The sequence below is a fragment of the Paenibacillus sp. UNC496MF genome (genome assembly GCF_900113915.1).
Classification (GTDB): Bacteria; Bacillota; Bacilli; order Paenibacillales; family Paenibacillaceae; genus Paenibacillus_Z; species Paenibacillus_Z artemisiicola.
Genome location: NZ_FORE01000021.1, coordinates 18,177 through 31,400, shown reverse-complemented (window position 1 = coordinate 31,400; position 13,224 = coordinate 18,177). Strand labels below are relative to the sequence as shown.

Sequence of the window (13,224 nt, the reverse complement as noted above, 5' to 3'; positions counted from 1 at the left end):
TTTTTCGTTTTACTTATTCGCTCGTCTTCTTATTAAGTTAACTTCTTCGATGTTGGTTTAATCCTAAACTCAAATTTAAAATCCTTTTCATTGAATTGATATTGATCCAATAAGAAAGGCCCGCAGCTGGCTGACCCGATGCCGGATTGTTTATAATCAATGCAAACAACAGAATAGCGACTCTTCTCTAGCTCGTAATGATGTTTTTTGGTCGATAGCTCTTCCTGTGTATATTCCGAAGCATTAAATGAAAAAGGCAGCTCAGCCTCGAATTTAACCATTGCGGTATCGGAAGAGATATTCACATAGTCGCAACCCCAATGGGAAGAATTCTCTTGTGGTTTAATATAATTCTCATGCATATCAGCAATCGGTTGCGAGAATACTCCCTTATACGAAGCCTGATGTTTATCAATGTAACTTTCATGTGGGCCATATCCATAATACTCTACTTGGTCAAATCGATTGCTCATAAACATTCTCACACCAAATCGCGGCAAGTATGGACGCTTGTCTGCAACTTGAACGGCATAGTTCATTTTAATATCACCATTATTGAAAATGAAGGTTTCCGTGTTCAAGTTGAACGTGTTGTGATACGAATGACCGCCAAGTGCGATTTTTGAGCTAAGTAGGATATAGGAATCTAATTTCTTAGCTGAAATATCGTAAACCTTTGTCGTAAGGTTCCCAAAACTAAACTTCTCCCATTGCGATTTTACCCATTCATTGTCGGTAGGGGCTCTAAATGCATTGTATTCCATCGGTTTCTCGATCAGATCCGTATGATTAAAACACAACCTATCAAATAGTGCAACGGATTTATTAAATCGATATTTAAAGCCCTCACCCGATATATGAATATATCTCATGTCTTCAGCAAAATCGACAGTAGTAGTTAATAGGGGCGACGGCTCGATGACGATCTCTTCTTTACAAATGCATAATTGATCAAAACCAATTTCATAGCCCTTGTTAGACCATGGAGTATCGTGCTTCTGTGTAAAGATAAACCGTGCATATACACTTTTACCTGTCAGACCTTCAAGACTCGGGATCGTAATAAGCTTGGAGGACTTAGCCCCAACCTCAATATCCAATTTCTCTTGCAGGATCACTCTTCCGAGGTCAGTAACCTCAACGGTGCATTCAAGTTTATCGGACAAATAGGCAAAGTCATACGTGTTGATGAACTCGAATACACCTTTCGCGGGATAAACAGGCTTGATTCGAATCGGACGATAAACATTCTTCGCTTCTAATAACCCGGTATGGGGAGTACGATCCGGATAAATCAAGCCATCAATGCAGAAGTTTCCATCATGGCGAGCTTCGTTAAAATCTCCGCCATACGCATACTTGGCATTACCATAGCTATCTTTCCCGATTTCGATCCCATGGTCACACCATTCCCAAATAAATCCCCCGCTATATCTATCACTCGAATAAATAACTTTCCAATAGTCCTCCAAGTCCCCCGGCCCATTGCCCATGGAATGACAATACTCGCATAATACTAATGGGCGCTTTTCATCCTCTTGCTTTAGAAAATTTTTCTCCATCCACTCCGATGAATTATACATAACCGAAACGACATCTAGGGTCGCTGGACTGGCGTCAGCTTTTTCTCCCCCTTCTAGTTCGTGCATGCTTTGATACTGGACTAATCTTGTTGAATCGTAAGCTTTAATATATTTAGCAGTCTTCTCCATGTTTTTGCTATACCCGGCTTCATTGCCAAGCGACCACATAAGAACGCAAGGTCGATTGATGTCTCTTGTAATCATAAGATCGACTCGATCTAGTATGGCTTTCTCATAATCTTCTCGAGCTACAAGAAGAGCAATGCCGGAATAGTCTCCATTGTTGTCTTGCGTATGAGCAGCCTCTACAGCACCGTGCGACTCAATATCCGCTTCGTCCATAACATAAAAACCAAGTTCGTCACATAGCTGAAGGAAGATAGGGCTGTTAGGGTAATGCGATGTTCGAATACTGTTAATATTATGTTGTTTCATTAAATGGAGGTCGACCAACATTTGCTCTCTGCTAATAACAGAACCGGTTACAGGATCGCTGTCATGACGGTTAACGCCTTTGAATTTAATCGCTACTCCATTCAGAAGGATAGCTCCATTGTGAATCGTAATCTCCCGGATTCCTACTTTTTCGCCAATAATCTCTTGCTCTGTTTGCAACGTAACGTTGTACAAATAAGGATATTCCGCGTTCCACAAGCATGGATGTTCAACGCAGAAGACAACGGACGTTTCTCCATCTTGGAGAATTCTCTCACCTAGATATATTCCGCTCGCATCAAAGAGTTTTACCGCAACTTCAGTATTTGCATTGACATCAACTGCTATTTCTGCTTTATTGTTGAAATCAAAAAGCTTCGAGGTTATCCGGTAGTTTTCGATTTTATTCCGCGGTCTTGAGAGTATGTACACATCTCTGAAAATACCGGACAACCTCCATTTATCCTGATCCTCAAGATAGGTACCATCACACCACTTAAGTACTACGACCGTAAGCGTATTCTTACCACTGACGAGGTACTTGGTAATATTAAATTCGCTGGTCATATGAGAAACTTGACTGTACCCAACAAAGTGATTGTTAATATAGAGATAAAAACAACTGTCGACACCTTCAAAGTTTATATAACGATCAAGTTCATCGGATAAATCTATTGTGAACTCTCGGTTATAAACACCCGCTGGATTCTGGTCAGGCACAAACGGTGGATCATAAGGAATAGGGTAGTGAATGTTGGTATATTGCGGTACATCATAACCGTGCAATTGCCAATTGGATGGAACCGGTATTTCATCGTATTCTTGAATCTCGAGAAAGTTTTCTTCCAAATCTTTAACGCTTTCATAATATCTAAAGCGCCATTGTCCATTTAACAGAAAGAAATGATTCGACTGTTCTCTTTGTGTAAATGGATCTTGTTCAGGAGAAAACGGAATAAAGTAGTTTCGATTTTTCTCCGTATTAATATGCAACTGTTGAGGATCTTCATGATAAGTGTTCTTCAAACCCACGCTAAGCATATTTTTCACCTCTTTTGGGGGATTTCACGATTCAACTAACCCTTCAGACGTTTTACAAGGAATATGGGATCCACTTTGATTTTCAGGGTTCCCTCATCCCTATCTTAAAGTCGAACAAACATGCTTTACAGGTAACATTCAATCGATTTCTATCAATGTGAAGATTTTCGAGTTTACGGAACAAACAAAATACTCTCTTGAACCCGTAGACCTGGAAGAGGAGCACCACTTCATTTTTTTATCTTTAGAGATTAACGGTAATATCGGTCTCTATATTCCTGCGGAGTATATCCCTCATTTTTCTTGAACTGATACGTAAAGTACGCAGGGGTTTGAAATCCAACTCGCTCCGCGACCTCATAAATCTTGATCGTTGGATCTTGAAGCAGTTCCTTAGCCTTTTTCATTCGTAAATTCTTGACAAAATCGGAGATTGTTAACCCCATCTCCTTCTTGAAAAGCACCCTTAAGTGCCCTGCACTAAGATAAAACATATCCGCGAGCTGCTTGAACGTTATATTAGCTGAAACTTGATCTTCCAGATAAGCAACGATCCGGTTTATAAGATGATGCTGCTGTATCGTTCGCTCTTTCCGTGCGAGTGAAAACGTCGTTTCAATATATTCGAGAACAGCTTCTTGAAGCTCTTCGACCGTTGTACACTCCAGCAATCGGCGCCATGCACGTTTGCTTTGATACATAATCGCTTCGGTATCATGCCATGGCTTGCGCGACAAATCACCCAGTAGTCCAATACTGAGGGACTGGATATAGGCGAAAGACTGGGCTTGAAAATTCAGTTCCATATATACTCGTCTAACTGCTTCCATTAATTGATCGGAATCATCCAGGTCAGCGAGCGCAAGCAGGCTGGGAAGCAGATTTTCCCGTTGCTGAAAATCTTCATACGTCTTACGTTCTTCCGCTCCGACATATACAATCAAACCCGTTCCGCTTTGCCGAGCATCAGCAATCGTGTACCTACTCTCTTGGAAAAGCTGTTGAACCTCATTCCAATGGTTACCTTCCCGGCTAATACAAATGGTAAGTGAGGCCTGGTGCGTATTCTCCATAAAGTTTTGTACAAAACGCATCTGTCTTTCCAGACTACTTTTTTCGTCTACCGTCGGATTAACTATTATCGCCACAACCTCGTCAGGTTTAAGTTTTGAAACAAGGACATGGCTCTTATCTTGTAAAGAGACCTTGACCGATTGCACAAGTGCCGAACTTAACATTAGCCTTTGATTCGCATCATGACTGGTTGTCGCATAGTCATCAAGGGATACAATACCAAGTTGGATCTCCACATTTTGTTCAGGTAAATGTAGGAGCCGACACCAAGAGAACAGTGTATCTTCCTCCATTGGCTCATCATGCAGCAGTTCCGAAATGAACGATTCTGTGAGCAAATGTAAGCTATCCGACATCATCGATTGAAATTGAAATGTTTGTTCGTTGATTTGCTTGATATTCTCCAAGGTTTGTCTGAAAGAAGTTAGTCTATGTTTGATCTCTGCCAATTTTAGAGGCTTCAGCAGATAGCCTTGAACACCTATTTCAATGGCCTCTTGAGCAAATTCGAATTCATTGTAGCCACTTATAATAAGAATTTGTATATTCGGATAGAGTGATTTTGCGGTTGCCGCAAGCTCAATACCATTCATGCCAGGCATCGTGATATCCGTGATCAGTACATCAATGAAATGAGCTTGAAGTATGGTAAGCGCTTCTTCACCCGATTTTGCTGTAACCGGATCAGCGAATCCAAGTTTATCCCAAGGGATATGCCTGATTAGGCCTAAAATATGAGTGGGTTCATCGTCTACAATGAGAACTTGCAGCATTCTTACCCCTCCTTTTGAATGATCGGTTTGTCCAAGCAGGCGGGCATCTCGATTGTAATCGTCGTTCCCGAATCAAGATTACTTTCGACTGTCATTTTTCCAAGGCTGCCGAAGTATAGTCGGAGTCGCTCCCGTATATTTAAAAGGCCAAAGCCATTTCCCTGACCTGCTTTCTCTCCTTTCTGAACTAGTTCCAAGGTGTACGGGGCCATTCCTATTCCATTGTCCTTTACTGTAAAGCGGACTCCATTCGAGCTTCTCTTGATCCCAATAGCAATCAAAGCACCCGTCTGTGTAAAAATCTTTCCATGAATATAGGAATTTTCGACAATAGGCTGCAAAATCAATTTTATCGAATATAAATCCAGCACTTCATCGTCAATGTCCCACACTATACGAACGCAATCCGGATAGCGAAGTTGTTGAATATCCACATAAGCTTTTACATGTTCCAGTTCTTTCCGAATTAGCGTAACATTCGATTTGTTATCAAGCGCTAACCGATAGAAGGTCGTTAAGGCTTCTATCGTTTCCACTTGATATAAGTCACCTTGATCATGAGCACGCCAGTGGAGAAGACTGAGCGAATTATAAATAAAATGCGGATTGATTTGTGCTTGAAGAGCCTGGAAGGAGGACTCCTTTTCATGCAATTTTGCATTACTCAGCATTTCGACTAATTGCCCTAATTGGCCGGCCATTTGATTAAATATGATTTCTAGATCCCCGAGTTCGTCTTGACTTCGACTTTGAACCGAAACATTAAAATCACCCTCAGCAATATCGCTCATCCGCACACCCAGCTTGCGTATGCGCAGAACAATGTTTTTTAATACGATTAATACGAGGAATATGGAGAGTAATAGAAAAAAAACTGTGACCCCCACAATACTGTACACTGTCATGGCAGATTGTTTTTCCATTTTTCGCATCTGGATTAATGCTGCTACTGTCCAGTTTCCCTCAATGTTTCTGACTGTAAAATACTCCCCGTTTACTGTGGCACTTTCAGTTCGAAGTACGCTTTTCCATAAGTTTGACAGATCGGTATCGATCACCGATTTGCCGATAATGGAGCGATTAGAAGCTGAAACAATGTGCTCTTCTTCATCTATGAGGTACAAGCTTCCGGAGCCGCTAAAAGGCCGATCCATAAGCTCACCAAACACCGTGTTATAATCCAGAAGCAGATAAATTACACCTACGACACTATTATCTCCATTCGTAATTTTTTGTGACACCATTAGTTGTGCAACGCTCCCCGGGATATAGGTCCATTGCAATGCAGAGGGCGATTCCATTACGCTGCGATACCAGGATTCCTCATTCAGGTTACCCGTTAATATTCGTTTGCCTGGCTTCCATAAAAATCCTCCGTCTTCCACGAGAGATTCATTGGTATGATAAATCCGGAAAGCCTTGATTCCGGGCAAGTATCGGCTCATCACTTGAAAAGAGCGGTCTACATAATTGACGGTTTCGATTTGTTGGGTCATATTCTCGTAAGTCCTGCTCAGCCTAGAAATAAGTTCTCCATCTGTTCCCGCCCGGGTTGCCAAAAGATCATAGCCTTGTTTTCGAAACTCCACACTCTGTGTCGTTTGTCGTACTGCCTCATTAATAGTGAGCATGTAGTTGGCTCTAACATTATGCAGTGCCAGATAAGAAGCGCCCATTCCTAATATCACTGTTGGAATAAAAACGACCAGCCCATATATAACGACAAGTTTAACCCGAAGGTTCATGGTATGGGTCAGACGAATAATTAATCTCTCAAGCCAACGTCGCACAAGGCATTCTCCGTTCTTCTGCCCAATTCTTCATTCAGCAAGAAAATCGCAAAGGGAGCATCCCCATTCGGGGCTGCTCCACTCATGCATAGCTACTTTTCTTGTTACGATCGGTTCATCGCTTGATCGGTCCACTCTGTCTTCAACTCGCTCCAATGTGCGCGAGTTTCAAGGGCCGAAGTAAACTCGTTCCATGTTTTTTCGAACTTCGCATCGTTCTCTGCCATCATCAACTTGGCGCGATATTCTTTATATACCGTCTCCAGCTCTGGTTTATACTTTTCCCAGGCGCCCCCCGCTTTTGCTAGCACCATATCGTAATTCTCCGCAACGCGGGTTGCACCGAACTTGCTAATCGTTTGAGAAAACTCCGCTGTTTTTGCTTGGCCTGCATGTGTATTTTCATTGGTAAACCAAGCATACCACTTATTACTGTAATTAGAGGACTGCCAGAATGACGGTGACAGTTGTGCTATCTTGACCGGATCCCCAGAACTGCGCAGTTCTTTATATTCAGGATCAATGAACTTCCAAGCGCCGTATGGTTGATCATCCCATCCCCAATACTTTCCTTCTGGTCCATCCCCAACAATTTGCGATTGCTCCGGTACTGGCGTTAACGCATAATCATAAAATTTGAGGATAGCATCCAGATTCTTTGTTTTATTGCTGATATACGTATCGAATCCCGGGTACGGGTTGATTATATTTGTCTCACCAACCTGGGTAACGCCATCAACTTTAGGAAACGGAATCGGTTTGTAGAACCATCCCGGGCTAGTAGGTCCATCCAATTGTTCCCACAAGCTTTGATTAAAGTTCCAGAAGCTGCCGATATTCATTGCATAACGACCACTTTTAATTTTCTCTCTATATCTCTCTGCTTTATCAGTCACTGCTTCAGGATCGATAAGTCCTTTGTTATAGAGTCTGTTCATCCATTGGTACGCTGCTTTGAAACCTGGATTATCGTACTCGAAAATAAAGTTATCCCCGTCTTTCTTAACCGGTGTAACCCCTCCAGCCGTAGCCACCGGCACACCAAAAGCAGACAGAATCATATTTTCGTCATTTGAATCCATAAAGACTCCGAGCGGCAGAAGAGGCTTACCCGAATCATCCTTCAGCGCAGATGCTTTCTCCAAGTATGTTTCCACACCATTAAGCGTTTTCAAGTCATCTTCTTTCATGCCCGTTTTCTCAAGGATATCTGTACGAATGAACCAGGCATTGGAGGACCAACCCGGGAATGGATCCGAGGGATTTGTATCAAACCACGACGGAATGGACCAAATATGCCCCTCGCTATCTTTCATTTGCTCCAAATATTGCTTCGGAATTGCAGCTAAGTTCGGATACTTATCCGGCATGTCAAAGTACTGCTCAAGCGGCTGAATGAGCTTGGAGCGCTTCATTGCATTATCGATAACCTGATTTCGAGAAAAGATAGCCGCGTCATCAAATCCACCCGTATTCAGCTTGAGGTTAAGTGCTGTAGTAACGTCGCCCTGCGTTGCCTCAAACTGAACGTCGAGCTTAGGCTCTTCTGTTTTCCAATATTTTTGGATAAGGCTGTTATTGTTAATCGTTTGCGACCATCCCAACCACATCTTAAAATGATTCGAGCTTGGTGTACTTGTGGAATTTGACGTATCTTTTTCAGTTCCGGCATTATTATTTCCAGTTGCGACAGTGTTGTTGTTGCCCGAGCAACCTGCAGTCAGACTAATCGTCGCGACCAAGGCCAATGCTATTGTACTTTTGACTCCTTTTGATTTCGAATTCATGTTATGACTCCCTTTTCAAAATTATTGGTATATGTGTTCTTGCCTTATACCCGAGGATTAGCCTTTAACCGAACCGATCAATACGCCTTTAACAAAATACTTCTGCAAGAAAGGATACACGGCAAGAATCGGAAGCGCACTGGTCATCACGGTAGCCATTTTAACCGACATCAACGTAATATTGTCCATGGAACCTCGAGCAAGCGCTTCTAGATTGCCATTAGAGCTCATAATGGTTGACAAATCCTGGGCTGACAACAATTGCTGCAGGAAAGTTTGAACCGGAATTAAATTCTGATCCGTCACGAAGAAAGCTCCAGAGAACCAATCATTCCAATGTCCTACGGCTGTAAACAGTCCAAGCGCGGCAAGCATGGGTTGAGAAAGCGGTACTATGATTTGAAGTAATATCCGAACTGGCCCTGCACCATCCAACTCAGCAGATTCGGTCAACGCTTCCGGAAGCCCTTGAATGAACTTCTGCATGACGAACATGCTCCATGCCGAGAAAAGACCGGGGATGACATACACCCAAAAGGTATTCGTAAGCCCCAATTTAAATAGCTGAATATAGAAGGGAATCAACCCGCCAGCGAATAACATGGTTAGAAGAATATAAGTCAGGATACTTTTTCTCAGTGGAAGAAGTTTATAAGATAATCCGAACGCAGCTGCAAGTGTGATTGCCAGTCCACCGATCGTACCAATCACCGTTCTTCCGATTGTAATTAAATAAGCATGACGGATGACTTGGTTCCCCAAAACAATTTCGTAATTAATCCAAGTAAAAGACCGTGGCCAGAGGTAGATCCCACCGCTTGCAGCATCTTTCCCATTATTCAGGGAAACCGCCAACATATAGAAGAATGGATAAAGCACCGAAACACACAATAACACCAGCAGTATAATAATCAGCCATTGACCAACCCGCTCAAGTTTAGACGTTTTCACCAGTTACCAAAGCCCTTCGTCATTGATTTTCTTGGAGATTGAGTTTGTCGTCACGACAAGGATTAGGCTAATGAGCGAAGATATTAATCCGATCGCCGTTGCCATTCCAAAGTAACCCTGTTGAAGCCCGCTACGGAGTACATAAGTATCGAGAACGTCCGCAACTGCTTGGTTTGCCGGATTCATCAGCGGATAAATTTGATCCATCCCTACGGTGATCAAACCTGGAATGGTCAAAATCAAAACAATGGTTATCGTAGGCAAGATGCCCGGCAGTGTAATATAGCGAATCCTAGCGAGCTTACCCGCACCTTCTACTTTAGCAGCTTCATAAAGCTGCGGGTCGATAGTCGTAATGGCCGCCAAGTAAAGGATAGTGTTCCAACCCACTTCTTTCCACAAACCACTAGATACAATCATGGGTCGGAACCATTCCGCAGAGCCAAGAAAAAAGATTGGATCGCCACCGAGCTTTGTAATGAGATCGTTTGCAAGACCTCCATCCAAAGTTAAAAAGGATTGGAGGATATACGCCACCACGATCCATGAGAAAAAGTGTGGCAAATAACTTACGGACTGCACAAATCGTTTAAATCCCGAATGGTTAACTTCATTAATCATAATGGCCAGCAGGATGGGTAAAGGAAACCCAAAAACGAACTTCAGTACGGAAATTGTAAGTGTGTTTCTGACAACCTTCCAAAATTGTGGATCATGAACGAATGAAAAATTTTCCAATCCCACCCAATTGCTTCCCCATATCGACGAGCCGATCGCAAAGTCTTTGAACGCAATCTGGATGCCAATCATCGGAATGTAATTAAATAGGAAAAGCAACACGAGTGCCGGCAAAATCATAACATACTGCCAGCGGTATTTAATCATTTTTGCAAGCATGCGCTCACTCCTTTTCTTCATTATTGTACAAAGTGGCTCTAGGAGAGGATACGTAACAACATTCAGATTTCTATCAAAATAAGACGATGTTTGCTTGATCTCCAAAACAAAAGGCATCCGCCAAGTTAATGACCAAATGCCTTCCATGACTCCGTCCTATTCAAATTATTTATTTGTACCAACGGAAATATTCAGGGTGATCGCCCTGCATACGATGATACTGCCTTAAAGATTAACGCTCTAAATCGTTAATTGAACGTTCGTCAGCCATTCTGACAGAGGCATGATAGAGTCCGAGGATACGGCGAGGCAGCGCGGTGTCTTCCTTGTCTTCGCCCTGGCGGGGAAAGGCGATACCGAAGGTAGCCGGGATCCGAATCGTTCAAGCAGAAACAAAAAGAGCCGCCAAACGGCGGCCCTGATCTCGGTTCAAAATCGAAAATTTACACACGGAATTACGGGGTGGTGGGGTTTCGCTGTAGCGGCAGTTCCTTCCTTTTCTTCCGGCCATCTACCGGTTAATCGCGCTGCCAGCGAATGCTACAATAGGTAAAGGTGACGCACATGTACTTAGAGCCCATGCTGCTCGGTAAGCGGTCAGAGCCCTTTCAAGGCGATTCCCATATTCATGAACTGAAACTCGACAGCCATCGGCTAATTCTTTCGCATATAAAGGGCGTTAGGCGCTTATTTACCCGACATCAAACGGACTGCACGGCTAAATATCCTGAAATCGTCGCAGCGTTCCAAGAGTCATGGCAATTATTGAGGACGGGGGGTATAGCAGGCGCAGGCTCGATTAATCTTCGATTGCCTGGTAGACCGTGGTCCAGAAGTCTTGGATAAGATGAAGCGAATCCGCATTGGACATCCCGACCTGAGTCAACAGGATTCCGGTGAGACGATTGCCCGGGTCAGCGTACACCGTTGTGCCGGTACCGCCGTCCCAGCCGAATTGGCCGATGGGCGCGTAGTCGCTTCGGTAGGTGCGGACTGCCATCCCGAAGCCCCAACCACCGTGAGACGCATGGCCGATGTTCCTGTACATGGTATCTCGAGCTGCTTGCTGCTCGGGTGTAAGACGATTAGTGGTCATCAGCTCGACGACGGTCCGGGACAAGATACGTTCGTTCCCGTGCATACCGTGATTCAGCAGCATTTGGAAGTAGGCATAGTAGTCGTCGACGGTGGAGGCCAGTCCGCCGCCGCCTCCCTGAAACGCTGGAGGCTGGCTGAACCTTCCGCCTATCGCCTCGTCCCACATGAGGAAGTCTCCGGTCTGCGGGTCTGGCCCGTAAAGGGGCGGTAGCCGGTCGATCTTCCCGGAGGGCACATGGAATCCGGTGTCCTTCATTCCCAGCGGATCAAGAACGCGTTCACGCAGGAACGTCTCCAACGGCTTGCCCGTGACCCTGGCAACCAACACGCCGACTACCTCGTTGCTAAGATCGTACTGCCACCGTTCTCCGGGCTGGTACGAAAGCGGCAGCTCGCCAAGGCGGCGCATCCATTCATCCGGATCTGGCGCCGGCCCGGATGCCACGCTGTAGTCGGTTCGCTCGAAGGTCGCAGCCCTGATCGGGGACTGCATAAGTGCGAAATCTACTCCGAGCCCAAACGTGGACGTCAGCAGGTCCCGTACAGTGATCGGTCGCAGCGCTGGCACGGTATCATCCAGCGGTCCGTCTGCCCGTTTCAATACCTGGCGGTTGGCTAGTTCTGGCAGCCACTTATCTATCGAGTCATCCAACCGCAGCCGGCAATCATCGAGCAGGACCATCGCTGCAGCCATTGTGACCGGTTTCGAGGTCGACGCCATCCGAAATATCGTGTCCCGGCACATCGGTGCGCCCCCGTCATGACGCATTGTCCCCAGCGCTTCGACATGCATCTCACCGTTTCGGCTGACTAGGGCGACAAGCCCAGGAATTTTACCGGATTCGACATGCCGTTCCAGCACGTCGCGCATTCTGCGCAGACCTGCTTCGGAGAAGCCTCTGTTACTCTGTCTCATCATGTTTTGCATTTGGTTTCCCTTTCTTACCTTTTTATTAATCCTATTGTTTTACTGCAAATTCTCTCTCAGTTTGGCGTTTTCCATAAAAATAATAACCTCTTCCTTGTTAACGAAGCCTAGATCAAGTTAATCATACCAACCGATGGTATGATTAACTTGAAAATTAAGCTGCCTTTCGGCAGTTTAGTTTTCTATGCTGGTTTCTCTAGCTGACAAACGAAACAGTTCTTCATACCGTTGAAATATTTGTTCATCAAACAAGTCAAGTCCCAAGCCCTTTAGCATTTCATCGAAAAACCTTACTTTTCGCAACTTCATCTCGGGCGAGGTCTGAATAACCAGCGGGTTTAGCCACAAGTTGGTAAGAAGCATCAACGCTTCGCTTAGCTCCTGCGGATAGTTCGTTCGGATGGATCCGTCTCGCATACCCTCTTCGATGATGGGCTGGATATAGACAGGTACAGCTTTTTCGATGATGTTCTCGATCTGTGCCGCCAGAAACTTCGGATTGCGTAAGAGGTTCGGCGCCGCCGAAGCCAGTTCGTTTTGGGCTGGATTGTCGAGAGAGACGCGGGAAATCTTGCGAAGTTTCTCCAAACCGTTAAGCCTTTTATCATCCCGGACGCTGGACAGTATCTCGTCCGCGCCTTTGAACAAACGGTCGGTGACGGCCTGCAAGATCTCTTCCTTCGACTTAAAGTGGTAGTAAATAGCCCCTTTCGTCAGCCCTCCCAACTCATTGATGATATCCTGAACGGAGGTATGCTCGTACCCTTTTTGAATGAACAGGTTAAGAGCCGCGGTTAGGATTCGGTTAATTGTTTCTTCCGGATATTTATTTCTTGCCATTCGCGTTCTCCTTACATACATTCGGTT

The 13,224-nt window shown here is 44.6% G+C and carries 8 protein-coding genes; all 8 read right to left on the bottom strand.

The window, feature by feature from the left end:
- Positions 1-32: 32 nt before the first annotated feature.
- Positions 33-3,059 (bottom strand): glycoside hydrolase family 2 TIM barrel-domain containing protein, encoded by a 3,027-nt coding sequence (locus BMZ79_RS30870; RefSeq protein WP_090648317.1) that lies wholly within the window; start codon positions 3,057-3,059, stop codon positions 33-35.
- 251 nt (positions 3,060-3,310) lie between these two features.
- Positions 3,311-4,906 carry a response regulator transcription factor gene (locus BMZ79_RS30865; protein WP_090648315.1) on the bottom strand — a complete coding sequence of 532 codons (1,596 nt, stop codon included), beginning with the start codon at positions 4,904-4,906 and terminating at the stop codon, positions 3,311-3,313.
- A gap of 2 nt (positions 4,907-4,908) precedes the next feature.
- A complete protein-coding gene (locus tag BMZ79_RS30860) occupies positions 4,909-6,651 on the bottom strand; it encodes a cache domain-containing sensor histidine kinase (protein WP_090648574.1) in 1,743 nt (580 codons plus the stop codon).
- Between the two features lie 149 nt (positions 6,652-6,800).
- The gene (locus BMZ79_RS30855) at positions 6,801-8,483 is read right to left on the bottom strand and encodes a type 2 periplasmic-binding domain-containing protein (protein WP_090648312.1); all 1,683 of its coding nucleotides are present in this window, start codon (positions 8,481-8,483) and stop codon (positions 6,801-6,803) included.
- A 57-nt stretch (positions 8,484-8,540) separates the two neighbouring features.
- Positions 8,541-9,434 carry a carbohydrate ABC transporter permease gene (locus BMZ79_RS30850; protein ID WP_090648310.1) on the bottom strand — a complete coding sequence of 298 codons (894 nt, stop codon included), beginning with the start codon at positions 9,432-9,434 and terminating at the stop codon, positions 8,541-8,543.
- A gap of 3 nt (positions 9,435-9,437) precedes the next feature.
- Positions 9,438-10,478, bottom strand: a complete 1,041-nt coding sequence (locus BMZ79_RS30845) for an ABC transporter permease (RefSeq protein ID WP_256253260.1) — start codon at positions 10,476-10,478, stop codon at positions 9,438-9,440.
- Positions 10,479-11,130: 652 nt separating this feature from the next.
- Positions 11,131-12,345, bottom strand: a complete 1,215-nt coding sequence (locus BMZ79_RS30840; RefSeq protein WP_177222450.1) for a serine hydrolase domain-containing protein — start codon at positions 12,343-12,345, stop codon at positions 11,131-11,133.
- A 186-nt stretch (positions 12,346-12,531) separates the two neighbouring features.
- On the bottom strand, positions 12,532-13,197 hold the full coding sequence (locus BMZ79_RS30835) for a TetR/AcrR family transcriptional regulator (RefSeq protein WP_090648302.1): 666 nt from the start codon (positions 13,195-13,197) through the stop codon (positions 12,532-12,534).
- Positions 13,198-13,224 lie beyond the last annotated feature (27 nt).